This window comes from Nocardiopsis sp. NPDC057823 (assembly GCF_042797335.1).
GTDB lineage: Bacteria > Actinomycetota > Actinomycetes > Streptosporangiales > Streptosporangiaceae > Nocardiopsis > Nocardiopsis changdeensis.
Genome location: NZ_JBHVLR010000001.1, coordinates 180,619 through 199,610 on the forward strand (window position 1 = coordinate 180,619; position 18,992 = coordinate 199,610).

At 73.1% G+C, this 18,992-nt stretch carries 19 protein-coding genes and 1 riboswitch; of the genes, 12 read left to right on the plus strand and 7 right to left on the minus strand.

Translation table 11 applies throughout. The annotated features are described in order from the left end of the window. Positions 1-137: 137 nt before the first annotated feature. A complete protein-coding gene (gene argJ, locus ACFVNO_RS00895; protein WP_355263923.1) occupies positions 138-1,298 on the minus strand; it encodes a bifunctional glutamate N-acetyltransferase/amino-acid acetyltransferase ArgJ in 1,161 nt (386 codons plus the stop codon). A gap of 171 nt (positions 1,299-1,469) precedes the next feature. Between argJ and ACFVNO_RS00900 the strand changes: the two genes are divergently transcribed. Beyond that, positions 1,470-2,501 (plus strand): serine hydrolase domain-containing protein, encoded by a 1,032-nt coding sequence (locus tag ACFVNO_RS00900; RefSeq protein WP_378888220.1) that lies wholly within the window; start codon positions 1,470-1,472, stop codon positions 2,499-2,501. A 37-nt stretch (positions 2,502-2,538) separates the two neighbouring features. Here ACFVNO_RS00900 and otsB read toward each other — a convergent pair whose 3' ends face one another. Next, positions 2,539-3,360, minus strand: a complete 822-nt coding sequence (gene otsB / locus ACFVNO_RS00905; protein WP_355263917.1) for a trehalose-phosphatase — start codon at positions 3,358-3,360, stop codon at positions 2,539-2,541. A 255-nt stretch (positions 3,361-3,615) separates the two neighbouring features. Next, a complete protein-coding gene (locus ACFVNO_RS00910; RefSeq protein WP_220564678.1) occupies positions 3,616-3,900 on the minus strand; it encodes a DUF3263 domain-containing protein in 285 nt (94 codons plus the stop codon). A gap of 208 nt (positions 3,901-4,108) precedes the next feature. On the opposite strand from ACFVNO_RS00910, the gene ACFVNO_RS00915 reads away from it, so the two are divergent. From ACFVNO_RS00915 to ACFVNO_RS00925, 3 genes are all read left to right on the plus strand, one after another. Then, on the plus strand, positions 4,109-5,248 hold the full coding sequence (locus tag ACFVNO_RS00915; RefSeq protein WP_255647021.1) for a S8 family serine peptidase: 1,140 nt from the start codon (positions 4,109-4,111) through the stop codon (positions 5,246-5,248). Positions 5,249-5,378: 130 nt separating this feature from the next. After that, a complete protein-coding gene (locus ACFVNO_RS00920) occupies positions 5,379-6,155 on the plus strand; it encodes a class I SAM-dependent methyltransferase (RefSeq protein WP_220564680.1) in 777 nt (258 codons plus the stop codon). Positions 6,156-6,347: 192 nt separating this feature from the next. Beyond that, positions 6,348-6,941 carry a GrpB family protein gene (locus tag ACFVNO_RS00925; protein WP_220564681.1) on the plus strand — a complete coding sequence of 198 codons (594 nt, stop codon included), beginning with the start codon at positions 6,348-6,350 and terminating at the stop codon, positions 6,939-6,941. A gap of 10 nt (positions 6,942-6,951) precedes the next feature. On the opposite strand, the gene ACFVNO_RS00930 is transcribed toward ACFVNO_RS00925, so the two are convergent. Both ACFVNO_RS00930 and ACFVNO_RS00935 read right to left on the minus strand, forming a co-directional pair. Then, entirely contained in the window at positions 6,952-7,416 is a 465-nt protein-coding gene (locus ACFVNO_RS00930; protein ID WP_355263909.1) for a hypothetical protein, read from the minus strand. Between the two features lie 114 nt (positions 7,417-7,530). Beyond that, the gene (locus ACFVNO_RS00935) at positions 7,531-8,967 is read right to left on the minus strand and encodes a trehalose-6-phosphate synthase (RefSeq protein WP_355263906.1); all 1,437 of its coding nucleotides are present in this window, start codon (positions 8,965-8,967) and stop codon (positions 7,531-7,533) included. A 345-nt stretch (positions 8,968-9,312) separates the two neighbouring features. Further along, positions 9,313-9,454: riboswitch (SAM riboswitch) on the plus strand. A gap of 13 nt (positions 9,455-9,467) precedes the next feature. Between ACFVNO_RS00935 and thrC the strand changes: the two genes are divergently transcribed. From thrC to groL, 7 genes are all read left to right on the plus strand, one after another. Continuing rightward, on the plus strand, positions 9,468-10,727 hold the full coding sequence (gene thrC, locus ACFVNO_RS00940) for a threonine synthase (protein WP_355263903.1): 1,260 nt from the start codon (positions 9,468-9,470) through the stop codon (positions 10,725-10,727). A 73-nt stretch (positions 10,728-10,800) separates the two neighbouring features. Continuing rightward, the gene (locus tag ACFVNO_RS00945) at positions 10,801-11,079 is read left to right on the plus strand and encodes a ubiquitin-like small modifier protein 1 (RefSeq protein ID WP_220564685.1); all 279 of its coding nucleotides are present in this window, start codon (positions 10,801-10,803) and stop codon (positions 11,077-11,079) included. A 181-nt stretch (positions 11,080-11,260) separates the two neighbouring features. Continuing rightward, on the plus strand, positions 11,261-11,743 hold the full coding sequence (locus ACFVNO_RS00950; protein WP_355263900.1) for a GNAT family N-acetyltransferase: 483 nt from the start codon (positions 11,261-11,263) through the stop codon (positions 11,741-11,743). Positions 11,744-11,873: 130 nt separating this feature from the next. Then, positions 11,874-12,476, plus strand: a complete 603-nt coding sequence (locus tag ACFVNO_RS00955; RefSeq protein ID WP_355263897.1) for a PadR family transcriptional regulator — start codon at positions 11,874-11,876, stop codon at positions 12,474-12,476. Positions 12,477-12,581: 105 nt separating this feature from the next. Beyond that, positions 12,582-13,547, plus strand: a complete 966-nt coding sequence (locus ACFVNO_RS00960) for an ATP-binding cassette domain-containing protein (RefSeq protein ID WP_355263894.1) — start codon at positions 12,582-12,584, stop codon at positions 13,545-13,547. After that, positions 13,544-14,359, plus strand: a complete 816-nt coding sequence (locus tag ACFVNO_RS00965; protein ID WP_378888232.1) for an ABC transporter permease — start codon at positions 13,544-13,546, stop codon at positions 14,357-14,359. Before ACFVNO_RS00960 ends, ACFVNO_RS00965 begins: the two co-directional genes overlap by 4 nt. 304 nt (positions 14,360-14,663) lie before the next feature. Then, complete coding sequence (groL, locus tag ACFVNO_RS00970; RefSeq protein WP_220564689.1) at positions 14,664-16,292, plus strand: chaperonin GroEL; 1,629 nt, start codon at positions 14,664-14,666, stop codon at positions 16,290-16,292. Between the two features lie 119 nt (positions 16,293-16,411). On the opposite strand, the gene ACFVNO_RS00975 is transcribed toward groL, so the two are convergent. Together ACFVNO_RS00975 and ACFVNO_RS00980 are read right to left on the minus strand one after the other, a co-directional pair. Next, positions 16,412-17,035: a response regulator transcription factor gene (locus tag ACFVNO_RS00975; RefSeq protein WP_355263891.1), complete on the minus strand. Its 624-nt coding sequence runs from the start codon at positions 17,033-17,035 to the stop codon at positions 16,412-16,414. Next, on the minus strand, positions 17,032-18,216 hold the full coding sequence (locus ACFVNO_RS00980) for a sensor histidine kinase (protein WP_355263888.1): 1,185 nt from the start codon (positions 18,214-18,216) through the stop codon (positions 17,032-17,034). The genes ACFVNO_RS00975 and ACFVNO_RS00980 overlap by 4 nt, the downstream gene beginning before the upstream one ends. Positions 18,217-18,384: 168 nt before the next feature. On the opposite strand from ACFVNO_RS00980, the gene ACFVNO_RS00985 reads away from it, so the two are divergent. After that, positions 18,385-18,945, plus strand: coding sequence for a heme-binding protein (locus tag ACFVNO_RS00985; protein WP_220564691.1), 561 nt, complete (start codon positions 18,385-18,387; stop codon positions 18,943-18,945). The last annotated feature ends 47 nt before the right edge of the window (positions 18,946-18,992 follow it).

Genomic DNA, 18,992 nt, shown 5'->3' on the forward strand with positions numbered 1-18,992 from the left:
TTCTGGCGGGCGGGGCGTTGGTTGTCCCCCCTGGGGCCCCCCGTCGACCACGTGTGCCCGCCCGGGCCGGGCCCCCCGGGGGGGGGGGGGGGGGGGGGGGCCCCCCCGCCCCCGCCCCTCCCCTTTCCCGGGCCTGATCAGGTGGTGTAGTCCGCGTTGATGCGGATGTACCCCTCCGTCAGGTCGCAGCCGTAGGCGGTGAACCCGCCCCCGGCGATCCCCAGGTCCACCGAGATCACCACCTCGTCGCCCTTCATGTGCTCGGCCGCCCGCGCCAGCACCTCGTCGGTCGACTCCGCGGGGTAGGTCTCCACGTCGCCGAAGAGGATGCGGGTGTTCTCCGGCAGGATGTCGGTCTCGTCCGAGCACTTGCCGACGGCCATCGCCACCCGGCCCCAGTTGGGGTCGGCGCCGTGCACGGCCGTCTTGACCAGGGGCGAGTTGACGACCGCCTTGGCGACCCGCTTGGCCTGCGCGTCGTCGCGGGCCCCGGTCACCCGCACCTCCAACAGCTTGCTCGCCCCCTCGCCGTCGGAGGCGATCATCCGGACCAGCCGCAGGGCCACCTCGAACAGCGCCGCCTCGAAGTCGGCGAGGTCCACCGGCCCCGCCAGGCCGTTGGCGAACAGCGCCGCGGAGTCGCTGGTGGAGGTGTCGCTGTCGATGCTCAGGGCGTTGAAGGTGCGGTCCACCACCCGGCGGAACACCTCGTCCAGCACCGGCCGCTCGATCTCGGCGTCGGTGAAGAACCACGCCAGCATCGTCGCCATGTCCGGCTCGATCATGCCCACGCCCTTGGCGATCCCGGTCAGGGTCGCGTTCCCCACCCGCGCCGAGGCGATCTTGGGGTGGGTGTCGGTGGTCATCATCGCCGCCGCCGCCCGGTCCAGGTCGGCGGGCGGGAACTCCTCGGGCAGCCCGTCCAGGTGGGCGCGGACCTTCTCCATCGGGTACGGGCGGCCGATCACGCCGGTGGACGCCACCAGGATCTCGTCGGCCGGCACCCCGGCCGCCGCCGCCACCCGCTCCTGGAGCTCGCGCGCGTTCTCCTCGCCCACGCCCCCGGTGGCCACGTTGGCGTTGCGGGCGATCACCGTGACGCCCCGCGCCCGCCCGTCGGCCGCCGCGCGACGGCTGAGCACCACGCTGGGCCCCGCGAACCGGGACCGCGTGAAAACGGCCGACACGTGCGCGGGCACCTCGGACACCACCGCGAAGAAGTCGTCGTTGGGGTCCTTGATCCCGATGTTCCCGGCGACACCGCGGAAACCGGCGGGAACGGGGGTCTTGCTGCTCAATCGTCCTCCTCGGGGTCGTGGGCGCCAGACTACTCCGCCCGGGAGCAAGGCCCTGATTACGGCCCTGACCTGCGAGGGTTTCGTCCTGCGCGGAGTCCGGAACGGTGTGACAACGAGCAGATAACGGGGTATCCGCGGGAGTGAGTGGAGAACATCGGGGGGAGGCGTGTGGTGCGTGACGGAGACTGGCTCACCGAGACGGGGGCGCGGATACGCGGTGTCCTGAAGGTGATGGTGGACGCGGGCTGGCTGCCCGGCGGCGCCGCCGTCATCGGCACCGGGGGCATGTGGGAGTTCGTCGCGGTCGGCCGGATCGACGAGGACAACGACACCGCCCCCGACGTCGCCTACGACGTCGCGAGCCTGACGAAGGTGATGGCGACGTGGCCGCTGGTCGGCCAGGCGGTCGTCGAGGGAATGCTGGATCTGGACGCCCCGATGTCCGAATACCTCCTCGCGGACGGGCTGCCAGGAGCGGCCGTCACCACCCGGCAGATCCTCACCCACACCAGCCGCCTCAACCAGGTGACCTGGCTGGAGAGGTACGTGGGCACCGACCAGGACCTGGCCGAGGCGATCCTGGCCGATCCGCTGGAGGAGCCCGGGTACCGGTACATCGACCGGGGGTTCATCCTGCTCGGCCTGGTGCTGGAGCGGCTGTACGGGACGGGGCTGGACCGGCTGGCCGCGGACCTGTGGGACGAGCTGGGCATGCGGTCCACGGCGTTCGGACCGCTGGCGCGCTCGCCCGGGGTGGCGCCCACCGAGCGCCGGCTGCCCGGCGCCGCCCCCGCCTGGGGTGTGGTGCACGACGAGGCGGCGGCGCTGATGGGCGGGGTGGCCGGTCACGCGGGCGCGTTCACGACCGCCATCGACCTGGGCGCTTTCGCCCGGGAGCTGCTGCGCATCCACGAGGGCGGGGACGGGCCGGTGCCCTCGCCGTTCGTGCGGGAGAGCTGGCGGCCCCACGTGGACGCTGGGCAGCGGCTGTGGCGCGGGCTGGGGTGGCTGGTGACCCTGGAGGGGGTGGTCTACCACAACGGGTTCACCGGGACGAGCCTGTTCATGCACCCCGAGACCAGCAGGTACGTGGGAGTGCTGACCAACGCGGTCTACTACGGCCGCGCCCGCACGGGCCTGGCGGACCTGCGCTCGGCGGCCCGGTCGGCGGTGTCGCCGCAGGCGCACGACTCCACCCCGTAGGCCGGGGCGGCCATCCGGTGCGCGGTGCGGCCCCGCTTCAGGGCCGGGCCAGGGCCCGGGCGAGCGACCCGAGGAACTCCGCCAGTCCGGCCGGGCCCGGCACCACCAGGTCGGCGGCCTCGACGACCCTGGCGGCCTCGCTGGAGGCCGCGCAGACGGTCAGCCCGGGGAGCCCGTCCGCGCGCAGCCGCGCCACGGCGTCGAAGGCGGGCAGGTCGCCCAGGTCGTCGCCCGCGTACAGGACGGAGCCGGCGGCACGCTCGGCCACCAGCGCGGACAGGGCCGCGCCCTTGTCCACGCCCGCGGGGCGCAGTTCGATGACCATGCGGCCGGGCTCCACCCGGAGCCCGGCCCGCTCCGCCAGCGCGGACAGGTGCGGGGCGAGCAGCGCCAGCGCGGCGTCCGGTTCGGCGGTGCGGCGGGTGTGCACCGCCAGCGAGCGGCCCTTGTCCTCGATCCAGGTGCCCTCGGGCGCGTGGAGGGAGTCGATCAGGCCGGGCAGTTCGGCGCGGACCAGGGCCACCCCCGGCGGCGGGTCGGCGGCCAGTACGCGGCCGTCCGCCCAGCGTTCGGCGCCGTAGTGGCCCAGCACGATGATGCCCGGGACGCGGTCCAGCCCGCCCAGGCCGACGGCGGTGGCGGCCGGGCGCCCGGTGACGACCGCGACCGTGCCCAGCCGCCCGGCCAGCTCCGCGAGCAGTTCCACGATCCCCGGCTGGGGGGCGGAGGTGCGCGGGTCGTCGACGATGGGGGCCAGGGTCCCGTCGAAGTCGAAGGCGACCAGGGCCTTGGCGGGGTCGGTCAGCAGGGCGTCGAGCGCGGTGCGCCCCTCGGCCGTGCTCGGTTCGGGCGGCTGCATGGCGGACCTTTCCGGACGGGCGGCGCCTCCAACCTACCCGGGACGGACAGGGGGAGTCCGAGGACGTCGCGGAACCGGCGTCCGATGTCCGTGCCGTGTTCGGCCGCCGTTCACCGGTGCCGGTGCACGATGGGGATTCGTGTGGGATGAGAGAGGCGGGTGCGCACCTGAGGGTGCGCACCCGCCTTGTTGTCTGGTTTCGGACCTGCGGTCGCGTCCGTGGTTCTTCGGGCAGAGAGCGACCGAAAAGGGGCCTCAGAGTCGGATGCCCAGCCGCCGCGCGTTGCGTTGGCGCTGGCGGTCGGCGCGCACCCGGCGCAGCCGCTTGACCGTCATGGGGTCGAAGGCCAGCGCCTCGGGGCGGTCGACCAGCCCGTTCAGCAACTGGTAGTACCGCGTGGCGGAGAACCCGAACTCGTCGCGGATCGCCTGCTCCTTGGAGCCCTCGAACTTCCACCACTGGCGCTCGAAGGCCAGGATGCGCTGATCGCGTTCGGCCAGTGCCGACTGACCGTCTTCGGTCCGACCGATATTCGGCATGGGACACCCCCTGGGCGGGAAATTGGTTTGTCCGGATCGGCCCGACTCATGCTAGCGACTCGACATGCCGGATGCGGAGCGGAAAACCCAGGACTGGCAGCGGGGATACAGTTACCTTTCCTACCCCCGCGGCCACTTGTCCACGCCGGAAACCTGTGCTCATGACAGAATTACGGTGGTACAGGGGAGCAACATTAGGGAGCCTGTCGTGCTCGGGGGCATCAGCCGTCACAGGGAACACACCGGGATCGTCGCCATCGCCGCGACCGTCGTCCTCGGTCTGGCCGCCGCCCCCGCGGCGGCCGACGGGGTCCCCGATTTCCGCCCCGAACAATGGGGACTCCAGTCGATCAACGCCCAGGAATTGTGGCCGGAAACACAGGGCCAGGGCATCACCGTGGCCCTGCCCGGGGCCTCCGTCCACGCCGACCACCCGGACCTGGTCGACAACCTGACCGTCGACGAGGAGTTCGGCGGCAACGACGGCGACGCCGATACGGGCACCGCCGCGGCCGCTTTGGTGGCGGGCCACGGGCACGGGATGGACGCCGACGGCGGCGTGCTGGGCGTGGCCCCCGACGCCGGGCTGCTGGTCCTCCCCACCGGGGACCGGCTGGCCGGCGCGGTGCGCCACGCGGTCGACGCCGGGGCGCAGGTCGTCCTGCTGCCCGAGATCCCCGACGGGACCGACCTCACCGGGGCCACCCGCGACGCCGTCGCCGCCGGGGTCCTGGTGGTCGGCCCGGCCGACAACCCGGCCGACCCCAACGTGCTGGCCGTCGGCGGGATGGACGAGAACGCCGAGCTGATCCCCGGATCGCCCGACGCCGGGGCGATCGAGCTGGTCGCACCCGGCGCCGACCTGGAGACGGCCGGGCCCGACATGGGGCAGGTCCAGGTCACCGGCACCGAGTACGCGGCGGCGATGGCCGCCGGGGCCGCCGCGCTGCTGCGCTCGGCCCACCCGCAGCTGCGCCCCGAGCAGATCCGCGAGGCACTGGTGGAGGGCGGTCAGCAGGGGCCGGACGGGCTGCCGAGCCTGCACCTGACCGGCGCCGAGGCGCTGGCCTCCGGGACCGCCCAGGACGTCCCGCTCTTCGACGAGGAGCTGGCCGACCGGGCCGACGAGGGCCCCGCGGTGCCGGTGTGGGTGTGGTTCGCGCTGGTCGGCCTGGTCCTGGTGCTGGGTGTGGCGCTGGTCGTGGTGTGGGTGCGCCGCTCCTCCGCCGACCCCTACGGGGTCAAGGCCGAACGCGCCCTGGAGGAGGCGGAGATCGCCGAGCAGCGCGCCGCCGAGGCGCCGCCCGCCTCCCGCCGGAAGAAGGGCGGCCGCCGCCGCAAGGGCTGACCGCGCCCGGGCGCCGGGCGGCGGGAACCGTCCGGCACCGGGCGGGCGCGGCCGCGCCGGGGGAGCGGTGGCGGGCGGGGCCGCGACGGGCTATACAGGGGGCCGGATTCCCGCGACCCCTGGAGGGACCGTGCCACGCATGTCCGACGGCAGTGCCGGTGACGCCGACTACGCCGTGATCTCCCGCTCCTACACCGACCACCGGGTTCCCGAACCCCGGATCGCGCGGATCGTGCACGAGGCCCTGGGCGGCGCCCGGACCGTTCTCAACGTCGGCGCCGGGGCGGGCTCCTACGAGCCCGCCGACCGCGAGGTGACCCCCGTGGAGCCCTCGGCGTCGATGCGCGCGGCGCGGCCGGCCCACCTGCCCGCGGCGGTGGACGCGGTCGCCGAGGACCTGCCGTTCGCCGACGGCGCGTTCGACGCCGCGATGACGACCTTCAGCGTCCACCAGTGGGGCGACCTCCCCGCCGGCCTGGCCGAGCTGCGGCGGGTGACCGCCGGACCGGTCGCGGTCCTCACCTGCGACCCCGGCCTGGTGCGCGACTTCTGGCTGTACGAGTACGCGCCCGAGGTCCTGGACACCGAGGCCCGCCGCTACCCGTCCCCGAAGTCCCTGGCGGAAGGGCTGGGCGGGAACGTGCGGACCATTCCCGTGCCCATTCCCCTGGACTGCTCCGACGGATTCAACGAGGCGTACTACGGCCGCCCGGAGCGGCTGCTGGACGAGGGGGCGCGGCTGTCCTGCTCGGCCTGGAGTTTCGTGGGGGAGGAGGTCGAGCGGCGTTTCGTCGAACACCTGTCCCGCGACCTCGCCGACGGCACCTGGGACCGGCGGCACGGGCGGCTGCGCGCACTGCCCGAGCTGGTCGGATCCCTGGTCCTGGTGGTCTCTTCGCCGGAGTGAGGGGTTTCGGAAGGAAAGATACGCGCAAAAGGGAGAATCCGAAGAAAAAGGAGCACGAATTCTCTCCATGTGTATCTGCGGTGTTGCTCTCCGTGGCGATTCGTCCCTTGGTGGTGTTACGAATACACGTGCATATGTAAGCGACGCCGGATGCTCTTGACGCGGGCGGGTCAACGGAGAAATCTTTGTGGAATGTCTCCCCTCGAAGCATCACCGTTGCCCTCCCGCGGGGAAACGCGGATCGATCCGGCCCCCCAGCACCGCAACCTCATCAACGGTCGGGTCCACATCCTGGACTACGACCCCAAGTGGCCCTACCTGTTCGAGCGCGAGGCCGACCGGGTGCGCGGCATCCTCGGCGACCGCGTCCTGCTCTTCGAGCACGTGGGCTCCACCGCGGTCCCCGGCCTGCCCGCCAAGGCCTGCGTCGACCTGCTGCTGGTCGTCGCGGACTCCGCGGACGAGGACTCCTACCTCCCCGACCTCGCCAGGGCGGGGTACACACTGGTCATCCGCGAACCCGACTGGTACGAGCACCGCGTGTTCAAGGGCCCCGACGTCAACCTCAACCTGCACGTCTTCAGCGAGGGCTGCGAGGAGATCGAGCGGATGCGCCGGTTCCGCGACCACCTCATCGCGAACCCCGGGGCCCGCGAACGCTACGTCAGGGTCAAGCGGGAGCTGGCCGAACGCACCTGGGAGAGGATCCAGGACTACGCCGACGCCAAGAGCGCGGTGGTGCGCGAGATCCTCGCGGAGGCCGGGGCGCCGCTGCCCGAGGACTGACCGGGGCCGCTCAGCCGCGGGCCCGGGCCAGGCCCACCAGCACCTTCGCGGACAGGGCCGCCCACACCAGGCAGTACAGGCCGAAGACGGTACCGCCGGACCCCTCGGCCAGGTCCCGGTAGACCATGCCGACCGCTCCCGCCAGCGCCATGAGCGCCACCGCCCCCAGCGGCGGCAGGGACAGCCACCGGGGCACCCGACGGGCGACGGGCAGGGCCGCCAGGAGGAAGAGCAGGGCCACGGCCAGCCCGACCCCGGCGTTGGCCCACTGGGCGGCGGCCACCCCGCCGGGGCCGAACCCGGCGTAGGAGTCGGCCGGGACCGCGGGGCCGCCGGTCACCCCCAGCCGGCCGGCCAGGGCGTACTGGACCTTGGAAGCGACGTAGAGCAGGGACCACAGCGCCGCGGCCACCGCCCAACGGGCGGTGTGGTGCGGTGGCCGGGCGGTGGAGGGGTGCGGGGTCCGGATGTCCATGGGCCCAGCATCGCGCACGGCGCGGCCGCGCCCCTCCCCCGTGCAGGGGAGCCGGCTCCCCCGGCGGTGGGGTTCCGCCGGGGGGAGGAGCGGGCCCCGGGCCGGGGCCAGGGATCAGCCCAGGGAGCGCAGCTGGTCCTGGAACCACCGGCGCGGCGGCAGCGCCACCGCCGCCTCCGCCAGGCGCTCCCGCCGGGCCCGGCGCTCGGCCGCGGGCATCGACAGCGCCCGGTGCAGCGCCTCCGCCGTCTCCACGGTGTCGTAGGGGTTGACGGTCAGGGCGTCCCCGCCCAGCTCGTCGGCGGCCCCCGCCTCCCGCGACAGCACCAGCACCGAGTCCCGCTCCGACAGCACCGGGCCCTCCTTGGCGACCAGGTTCATGCCGTCCCGGATGGGGTTCACCAGCAGCACGTCGGCCAGCTGGAACGAGGCCAGCGAACGCGGGTAGTCGTCGTTGACCTCCAGGACCAGCGGCGTCCAGTCGGCCGTCGCGAACTCCTCGTTGATCTCCTTGGCCACCCGCAGCACCGTGTCGGTGTACTCACGGTACTCGGGCACGTCGCCGCGGCTCGGGTAGGCGAACGCCAGGTGGGTCACCCGCCCGCGCCATTCGGGGTGCGCGTGCAGCAGCTCGCGGTACGCCTCCAGGCCCCGCACGATGTTCTTGGACAGCTCGGTCCGGTCCACCCGGACGATGAGCCTGGTGTCCCCGACCAGCTCCTCCAGGGTCTCCCGGCGGACCGCCACCAGCGGATCGGCGGCGCTCTCGCGCAGCCCCTCCTCGTCGGCGCCCAGCGCGTGCACGCCCACCCCGACCACCCGGCCGCCGTACTCCACGGTCCGGTTGCGGAAGTCCACGTCCGCGCGCAGGATCTCCGCGCAGCAGCGCAGGAAGGCATCGGCCCAGCGCGGGCTGAGGAAGCCCAGCCGGTCGGCGCCGAGCATCCCCGACAGCAGCTCCCGGGCGATGTCGTCGGGCAGCATCCGGAAGTACTCCGGCGGGGCCCACGGGGTGTGCGAGAAGTGCGCGATGCGCAGATCGGGACGGCGGGCCCGCAGGATGCGCGGCACCAGCGCCAGGTGGTAGTCCTGCACCGCCACCCGGGCGTTGTCCGCGGCACCCGCCACCAGCGCCTCGGCGAAGGCGTTGTTGTAGGCGGTGTAGTCCTCCCACCGCCGCCGGAACCCCGAGCCGAAGGACGGCTTGTTCGGGGTGTCGTACATCATGTGCTGGAGGAACCACAGCGTCGAGTTCGCGACCCCGGTGTAGGCCCCCTGGAAGGTCTCCTCGGGGATGTCCAGCATGTGCACACGCATGCCGCCCAGGTCGTGGTCGCGGTCCAGACGGGCCCCCGGGGCCTCGGCTGCGGCCCGCCGGTCCCCCTCGGACAGGGCGGCGCACACCCAGATGCTGTCGATCTCGGTGGCCACCGAGATCATGCCGGAGACCAGGCCGCCGCCGCCGCGGCGGTGTTCCAGGGAGCCGTCCTCGTTGATCGAGAAGGACACCGGTCCTCGGTTGGAGGCGATGAGGATCTGTGCCTTGTCCACGTGGTCTCGTCCTCTCGGGTGCGCGGGATCCGGTCGAGCGCAGGATACGGAAACGGCCCCCGTGGCCGGTGCCGACCCGGTGCGGAAGGGACGGAGGGCGGAGGGCGCACCCTAGGTCTCGCCGGTCGGCGTACGCCCCAAACCCGCCCCAGGTCACGGGCGCACGATGTCACGCGGTGGAAACAGGGCACACGCGCGCGGCCGCCCCCGACCTGTGCCGTCTCACCATGTGAGTCGGTTCGTGTTACCCGGATCACGCCCCGTGGAAAACCGGCCGACACGTCCGTTACAGTGACCTTGCCGGTTCCGGGAGGAGCCGGCGGCCACACCACGACAACTTCATATTGCTCATCCAGAGGGGTGGAGGGACCGGCCCTGCGAAGCCCCGGCAACCATCTCGGCGTACATCGCTCGCGGACACGCGAGGCGGCCGGGACAGGTGCCAACTCCGGCCTGGGGACAAGGTGTCCGCCAGGGAAGATGAGGGGAGACGCCTCGCCATGGCGATTGCCGCCACCGAACCCACCTCCGTCCGCGCCTTCGGCCCCGCCGCCGCGCTGTCCTGTCGCGAATGCGGTGAGCGCTACGACCTCACCCCCCGGTTCGCCTGCGAGTTCTGCTTCGGCCCGCTGGAAGTGGCCTACGACTTCGGCGCCGTCACCCGGGCCGACATCGAGAGCGGCCCCGCCAACATCTGGCGCTACCGGCACCTGCTCCCGGTCCCGGAGAACGTGGCCGAGCTGCCCAACATGAACCCCGGCCTCACCCCCCTGGTCAAGGCCGACCGCCTCGCCGCCGAACTGGGCCTGGCCTCCCTGCACATCAAGGACGACTCCGGCAACCCCACCCACTCCTTCAAGGACCGGGTGGTGGCCATCGCCGTCGAGGCGGCCCGCAACTTCGGCTTCACCACGCTCTCCTGCTCCTCTACCGGCAACCTGGCGGGCGCCGTCGGCGCCGCGGCGGCCCGCGCGGGGTTCCAGTCCTGCGTGTTCATCCCCGCCGGGCTGGAGGAGGCCAAGGTCGTCATGGCCGCGGTCTACGGCGGCCAGGTCGTGGCCATCGACGGCAACTACGACGACGTCAACCGGTTCTGCTCCGAGCTCATCGGGGACCCGGCGGGCGAGGGCTGGGGCTTCGTCAACGTCAACCTGCGCCCCTACTACGGCGAGGGCTCCAAGACGCTGGCCTACGAGATCGCCGAGCAGCTCGGCTGGCGGCTGCCCGAGCAGATCGTCATCCCGATCGCCTCCGGCTCCCAGCTCACCAAGATCGACAAGGGCTTCCAGGAGCTGATCAAGCTGGGGCTGGTCGAGGACCGGCCGTACAAGGTCTTCGGCGCGCAGGCCACCGGCTGCTCCCCGGTGGCGCAGGCGTGGGACAAGGGCCTGGACGTCATCCAGCCGGTCAAGCCCGACACCATCGCCAAGTCGCTGGCCATCGGCAACCCGGCGGACGGCCCCTACGTGCTCGACATCGCCCGCCGCACCGGCGGCTCGGTGGAGCACGTGGGGGACGACGAGGTCGTCGAGGCGATCTCGCTGCTGGCCCGGACCGAGGGGATCTTCGCCGAGACCGCGGGCGGCGTCACCACCGGCGTGCTGCGCAAGCTGGTCCGCGAGGGGCGGCTCGACCCCGGGGCCGAGACCGTCGTCCTCAACACCGGTGACGGGCTCAAGACCCTGAACGCCGTGAGCGCCGGGGTGACGGCCACCATCAAGCCGTCCCTGAAGGCGTTCGCCGAGGCCGGACTGGCCTGACCCCGCTCCCCGGGGCGGCGCCACGCCCCGGGGCCCACTCCCTCCACGACCACCACCACGGAAGAAGGACGCCATGAGCGCCAGCGTTCGCGTGCCCACCATCCTGCGCACCTACACCGACGACGCCGCGGAGGTCACCGCGCAGGGCGGTACCCTCGCCGAGATCCTCGACGACCTGGAGGCCAACCACCCGGGCATCCGGGCGCGCATCCTCGACGAGAACGGGAAGGTGCGGCGCTTCGTGAACGTGTACGTCGGCGACGAGGACGTGCGCTTCGCCCAGGGGCTGCAGACCGAGGTCGCCGAGGGTGCGCAGGTCTCGATCATCCCGGCGGTCGCGGGCGGCTGCTGACGGCCCCCGTACCGCACGACCCCCCGAACCCCGCCGGCCCACGAGGCCGGCGGCTCCCCGGCCCCGCGTCCACCGGACGCGGGGCCGCCCTCGTTCCCGCGCCGCCGCGGCCGCCCCGGGCCCACCGCGGGGGGCGGTAAAGCCTTTGTCCGGGCGCGGAGCGGCTGAGTACGGTTCCGGTATGGGTATCGAGATCAGGGATTTCCGGGACGGCGACCGCGAAGCGGTGCTGGAGCTGTCGCTGCGGGCCTGGGAGCCGGTGCACGCGTCGCTGCGGCGGGTGCTGGGCGGGCGCATCTACGACCGGATGATCCCGGATTGGCGGGAGAGCCAGCGGACGGAGGTCGGCGGCGCGCTCGACGACGCGGACACCACCGTGCGGGTGGCCGTCCGGGACGGCGCGGTCGCCGGGTTCTACGCCGTGGTGATCCGGCCCAAGGACGACACCGGCGAGGTCACTCTGCTGGCCGTGCACCCCGGCCACCAGCGGGCCGGGGTGGGGGAGGCGCTCACCCGGCACGCGGTGGACTGGATCCGCGGCCAGGGCATGGGCATGGCCGTCGTCGAGACCGGCGGGGACGAGGGGCACGCCCCGGCCCGGCGCACCTACGAGAAGGCGGGCCTGACCGAGCTGCCGGTCTCCCGCTACTTCCAGGCCCTGTGACGGCTGCGGCCGGGCCGGGTGCCGCGCGCCCGACACCCGGCCCCCGGCGGCGGCCGAGGGCGCGCGGACACGGGCCGTAACCTGGAGTCCCACCGGGGGCGGTCCCCGGGGAGCTCCGGATGAGGCGGCGATGTCGGCGACGCGGTTGTTGGTGCTGGGTGTGGTGCGCATCTCGGGGCGCGCCCACGGGTATCGGGTCGGCCGCGAGCTGATGGACTGGGGCGCCTCGGAGTGGGCCAACGTCAAGTGGGGGTCCATCTACCACGCGCTGCGCAAGCTCACCGCGGAGGGCAGGCTGCGGGAGGTGGAGGCCGAGGGCGACGATGTGGTGGAGCGCGTCTCCTACGAGATCACCGGGGAGGGCGAGGCCGAGTTCCACCGGCTGCTGCGCAAGGCGCTCTCCCACGCCGGCGACGACCACGCGCTGCTGTGCGCCGGGGTCACCCTGATGACGGCGCTGCCGCGGGCCGAGGTGGTCGAACTGCTCCGGAGCCGGATCGCCGACCTGGAGAAGAGCAGCGCCCAGGCGCTGGAGATCGCCCGGCTGAGCACCGAGGAGTGGGACAAGCCCGAGCACGTGCGCCCGCTCTTCACCCTGTGGGAGCTGACCGTGGGGGCGGCCGTCGAGTGGACCCGAAGGCTCATCCGCGAACTGGAGGAGGGGCGCTACACCATGGCCGACGACGGACCGCAGGCCTTCGGCCTGCCGCCCGCGGGGGCCCCGCGCGGGTAGGCGCGCGGAGCGGAGCCGGTGCCCGCACGCCCTCGTATTAAAACTTGAATATGAAGCGGAGGTGGGGCAGACTCTCCATATTCAACTTTGAATAAGGAGTCGCGGATGATCCGTACCCGGGATCTCACCAAGCACTTCCGCGTCGGCAGGGAGACCGTCGAGGCGGTCCGGGGCATCGACATCGACGTCGCCGCAGGCGAACTCGTCGCCCTGCTCGGTCCCAACGGCGCGGGCAAGTCCACCACCCTGCGCATGCTCACCACCCTGCTCGAACCCACCTCCGGCACCGCAGTGGTCGCCGGGCGCGACGTGCGCGCCGAGCCGGCCGAGGTGCGGCGCCGCATCGGGTTTGTCGGCCAGGGCCACGGCGCGGGCGAGGACCAGCGCGCCGGGGAGGAGCTCTACACCCAGGGCCTGCTCTACGGGCTGGACCGGGCGACGGCCGGGGCGCGCACCGCCGAGCTGCTCGACATGCTCGAACTGTCGGGGGCCGCGGACCGGGAGGTCACCAAGCTGTCCGGCGGGCAGCGGCGCCGCCTCGACATCGCGATGGGGCTCATCCACCGGCCGCCGCTGCTGTTCCTCGACGAGCCGTCCACCGGCCTGGACCCGCACAGCCGCGCCAACCTGTGGGACCACATCGCCCGCCTGCGGGCGGAGTTCGGCACCACCATCGTCCTGACCACCCACTACCTCGACGAGGCAGACGAGGCGGCCGAGCGGGTCCTGGTCATCGACCACGGGCGGGTCATCGCCGACGGCACCGCCGACGAGCTCAAGGGCGGGGTCTCCGGCGACCTCGTCACCTTCACCGTCGCCGACGCGGAGGCCGCGGCCGCCGGCGCCGCGATCGCGGAGAAGCTGCCCACCGCCCGGGAGGTCGAGGTCGTCCCCGGCCGCGAGGCCGGGGTGCGGCTGCGGATCGAGCGCGGCGACGCCGTCCTGCCCGAGCTGCTGCGCTCCCTGGACGGCTCCGGGATCGCCCTGACCACCGTGCGGGTGCAGCGCCCCACCCTCGACGACGTCTTCCTGACCCTCACCGGCCGCAGCCTGCGGGAGGAGAACCCGTGACCACCGAGACCACGACAGCCGACACCGCCGCCGACACGTACGGCACCGCCGCCGCGCGGCCCTCGTCCCTGGCCAGGGACACCTGGCTGATGTTCGTCCGCCAGTTCCGCCCGCTGCTGCACCGGCCGGCCTTCCTGCTGTTCGGCATGCTCCAGCCGGTCCTGTACCTGGTGCTGTTCGCGCCGCTGCTCACCGGGCTGGCCGGGGCCCAGGGGGAGAACCCCTGGCAGTGGTTCGTGCCGGGGCTGCTGGTCATGCTCGCCCTGTTCACCGCGGGCTTCGCCGGGTTCGGGCTGCTGCCGGAGATCTCCTCGGGGGCGCACGAGCGCCTGATGGCGACCCCGGCCTCCCGGGTGGCCCTGCTGCTGGGGCGGGTGCTGCGCGACGTGGCCGTCATGGCGCTGCAGATGGCGCTCATCGTCGTCCTGGTCGTGCCGTTCGGGTTCCGCCTCCCGGTGGCCGGCTTCGCCGCCGGCCTGCTGCTGCTCATCGTGCTGGGCGTCGGCCTGTCGTCGCTGTCGTACCTGGTCGCCCTCAAGGTCCGGCAGACCTACGTGTTCGCGCCCATCGTGCAGACCGCCGTGATGCCGCTGATGCTGCTGTCGGGCGTGCTGCTGCCGATGGACCTGGCGCCGGACTGGCTGTACGCGCTGTCCCGGGCCAACCCCGTCGCCTACGTGGTGGACGCGGAGCGGGCGCTGTTCGCGGGCGAGTGGAACGCGGCCGTGGGCATCGGCTGGGCGGTGGCCCTGGCGACCACCCTGCTGGTCCTGGGACTGGGGTCGCGGGCGATGCGCCGGATCTCCGCCTGACCCCCGCCCGCGCTCGGCCGGTCTCGTCTGCCGCGAGCGGAAAAACCCGTCACATGGGGGGTTTGCGCAGGTGAACGCGTGTCGAAGAGGTGGTGGAATCGTGACCGCATCGTTTGCACTCTCCCATGCCGAGTGCTAAAAAGGGATCTGGTTAGCACTCGCCCCGACTGAGTGCTAAACCGGATCGAGGCTGCGAGACCGCGGCCGCCGGCAACAGGGTCGCCGGCGGATCCGCGGTCGTCCGTCGCGGGCGCACGCCTCGTCCCACCGCGTATCAGCCCGGTCACGGGAGGACAAGAACTCAATGGCAGCCAAACTGATCGCGTTCGACGAGGAGGCCCGTCGCGGCCTCGAGCGCGGCATGAACCAGCTTGCGGACGCCGTCAAGGTGACGCTCGGCCCCAAGGGCCGCAACGTCGTCCTGGAGAAGAAGTGGGGCGCCCCCACCATCACCAACGATGGTGTCTCCATCGCCAAGGAGATCGAGCTCGAGGACCCGTGGGAGAAGATCGGGGCCGAGCTGGTCAAGGAGGTCGCCAAGAAGACCGACGACGTCGCGGGTGACGGCACCACCACCGCCACCGTCCTGGCCCAGGCGCTCGTGCGCGAGGGCCTGCGCAACGTCGCCGCCGGCGCCAACCCGATCAGCCTCAAGCGGGGCATCGAGGCCGCCGTCTCCCGCATCAGCGAGGAGCTGGGCAACCTCTCCAAGGAGATCGAGACCAAGGAGCAGATCGCCTCCACCGCCTCCATCTCCGCCGGCGACACCCAGATCGGCGAGACCATCGCCGAGGCGATGGACAAGGTCGGCAAGGAAGGCGTCATCACCGTCGAGGAGGGGCAGACCTTCGGGCTCGAGCTGGAGCTCGCCGAGGGCATGCGCTTCGACAAGGGCTACATCTCGCCCTACTTCGCCACCGACCTGGAGCGCATGGAGACGGTCCTGGAGGACCCGTACATCCTCATCGCGAACCAGAAGATCTCCAACAACAACGAGTTCCTCCCCATCGTGGAGAAGGTGCTCCAGGCCGGCCGTCCGCTGGTCGTCATCGCGGAGGACGTCGAGCAGGGCGCGCTGCAGACCCTGGTCGTCAACAAGATCCGCGGCACCTTCAAGTCCGTCGCCGTCAAGGCCCCGGGCTTCGGTGACCGCCGCAAGGCCCAGCTCGGCGACATCGCCGTGCTGACCGGCGGCCAGGTCATCACCGAGGAGGTCGGCCTCAAGCTGGAGAACACCGAGCTCGACATGCTCGGCCGCGCCCGCAAGATCGTCGTCACCAAGGACGAGACCACCATCGTCGACGGTGCCGGCGACGCCACCGCCATCGCCGGTCGCGTCAACGAGATCCGCAACGAGATCGAGCGCACCGACTCCGACTACGACCGCGAGAAGCTCCAGGAGCGCCTCGCCCGCCTGGCCGGCGGCGTCGCGGTCATCAAGGCCGGTGCCGCCACCGAGGTGGAGCTCAAGGAGCGCAAGCACCGCATCGAGGACGCCGTCCGCAACGCCAAGGCCGCGGTCGAGGAGGGCATCCTCCCCGGCGGTGGTGTGGCGCTGCTGCAGGCCAGCGTCCCGGCGTTCGAGAAGCTGGAGCTGGAGGGCGACGAGGCCATCGGTGCCGACATCGTCCGCCGCGCCATCGCCGAGCCGCTGAAGCAGATCGCCGTGAACGCCGGCCTCGAGGGCGGCGTCGTGGCGGACAAGGTCCGCAACCTGGAGCCCGGGTTCGGCCTCAACGCCGCCACCGGTGAGTACACCGACCTGTTCAAGGACGGCGTCATCGACCCGACCAAGGTCACCCGTTCCGCTCTGCAGAACGCGGCCTCCATCGCCGGTCTGTTCCTGACCACCGAGGCCGTCATCGCCGAGAAGCCGGAGAAGGCGGCCCCCGCGGCCGACCCGACCGGTGGCATGGGCGGCATGGACTTCTAGTCCCCAGGAGTTCGGGGTCGGGATACGCGACCTCAACCCGCGACGACCGGGCGGCCCCCTCGGGGCCGCCCGGTTCCGCTTTCCGGGCACCCGTTCCCGAACAGCCGGTCCCGAGGGCGTCAGTCCCAGGAGATGAGCGAGAGGTCGACCGCCGCGCGCACCGCCGCGGTGCGGGTCTCCACGCCGAGCTTGGCGTAGATGCGCTGCAGGTGGGTCTTGACCGTCGCCTCGGTGACGAACAGGGTCCGGGCGATCTCCCGGTTGCCCGCCCCCTTCGCCAGCAGGCGGAGGATCTCCAGCTCGCGCGGGGTCACCGCGGGCCGCGGGTCGCGCACCCGCCGCACCAGCCGGGCCGCCACGTGCGGCGACAGCACCGTCTCCCCGCGGGCCGCCGCCCGCACCGCCTCGAAGAGCCGCTCCGGCGGGCTGTCCTTGAGCAGGTACCCGGAGGCGCCCGCGTCCAGCGCCCGCATGATGTCCCCGTCGTTCTCGTAGGTGGTGAGCACCAGCACCCGCGGAGGGGCGGGCAGCGCCAGCACCCGCTCGGTCACGGCCACGCCGTCCAGGCCGCCCTCCAGGCGCAGGTCCATCAGCACCACGTCGGGCGAGCGCAGCCCGATCAGGCGCACCGCGTCGGTCCCGTCGGCGGCCTCGCCGACGATCTCGATGTCCTCCTCGCCCTCGAACAGGGCGGACAGCCCCGCCCGCACGATCGGGTGGTCGTCCACCAGGAACAGTTTCACGCGTCCTCCCGTACGGGGATCGAGACCGACAGCCCGGTGCCCTCGCCGGGCGCGCTCTCCACGGTCACCTCGCCGCCCAGCCCGGCCACCCGGGCGCGCACCGCCTCCAGGCCGAACCCGCGCCCGCCGCCCGGCCCCGGGGCGCCGGGGTCGAACCCGCGCCCGTCGTCGCGCACGTCCAGGGTGACCCGGTCGCCGATCCGGGCCAGGGACACCGCCGCCCGGTCCGCCCCCGAATGCTCGCGCACGTTGGCCAGAGCCCCCTGGGCGACCCGCAGCAGCGCGGCCTCCACCTCGCCCGGCAGGCCGTCCAGCTCGCCGTCGCAGGTCAGGGCGGCCTCGATCCCGGTCTCCTCGGACAGCGACCGGCACAGGTCCGCCAGCGCCCGGCGCAGCGTGCCCCGGCTCAGCGGGGCGGGCGCGCCGCCCTGCACGAAGGCCCGCGCCTCCGCCAGGTTCTCGTGCACCCCCTCGGCGGCCCGGCGCACCAGGTTGCGGGACCGCTCCGGGTCCGACTCCCACGACAGGTCGGCGGCGCGCAGCAGCATCCCGGTGCTGGACAGGCCCTGGGCCACGGTGTCGTGGATCTCCCGCGCCAGCCGCTCCCGCTCCTCCAGCACCCCGGTGCGGCGGTGGGACTCGGCCAGCGCGTCCCGGGTGCGCAGCAGGTCGGCGATGACCCGCTTGCGGCGGTCGCCCTCCCGGCGCAGCTCCACCACGGTGCCGACCACCATCGCCGCCAGCGCGGGCGGCACCACGAACGCCATCGGGTCGCCGAACCCGGTCAGCACGCCCCAGGCCGCCGCGGTGGCGGCGGTCAGCACCGCGGCGACCGCGACCACCGCCGCCACCGGCAGCAGCCGCAGCGCGACGAACAGCAGGGGGATTCCGGCGAACCCGAACGACGGGGCGGCCCACACCAGCGCGACCCAGCACACGATCACCCCGGCCAGCCAGCCGAAGAGCACCGGCCGGGGAGCCCGGTTCCACAGCAGCACGCCCGCGGAGTACAGCAGGCCGACCACGGCGGCCAGCTCCAGGGCGGCCACGGTCCCCTCGTCGAGTTCGTGCCGGATGAGCAGCCGCACGGCGGACGCGGCCAGCAGTACCAGGAAGCCGACGTGCATCACCGCGTTGAGCAGCGGTCCGCCCAGGCCGTCGTCGCGCGTTCGTGTCCCCATATCCCTCCCATGGTGCCCCCGCGCGCCCCGGCCGCCGTCATCCGATCGGATGACACGGCGCGTCGTCCCTTCGCATCCGCCGGTTCGTCCGGGAGCCCGACGCCGGGACGGGCCTTCCCGGCGAGAGTGGAGGACGTCGGAACGGACATCCACGAACGGAGTCGCACCATGAAGCGCAACCACCTCATCTCCACCATCGCCGGCGCCGGGCTGGGCCTGGCCGTGGTCGGCGGCGTCGCCGCCACCACCCTGCTGCCCGCCGACACCCCGGGCGGGCCGAGCACCGCCGCCGCGGCGGTCGCCCCGCAGGCCGTCGCCCAGCGCGACGTCCTGAGCGCCGACGCCCTGGTCGCCGCCGCAGAGGCGGGCCTGGCCGAGGCCCAGGACCAGGGCCAGCAGGTCACCATCGCGATCGTCGACCGCTCGGGCGCCACCCGCCTGGTCCTCAAGACCGACAACGCCGGCCCGCAGACCCAGGAGTCGGCGGAGCAGAAGGCCTACACCTCCGCGGCCATGGGGCAGCCCACCGGCGCCCTGGCCGAGAACGCCACCGGGGACGGGCCCACCATCGCGGACCTGCCGGGCACCCTCTTCCTCGCGGGCGGCGTCCCGGTCCTGTCGGGCGAGACCCCGATCGCGGGCATCGGCGTGGGCGGCGCGCCCTCCGGCGACATCGACGAGGAGATCGCCCAGGCCGCCCTGGAGGCCCTGGAGAACTTCGAGGAGTAGCCCGCCCCGCACCGGACCGGCCGGGCGCACCACAGGGAGCGGCCCGG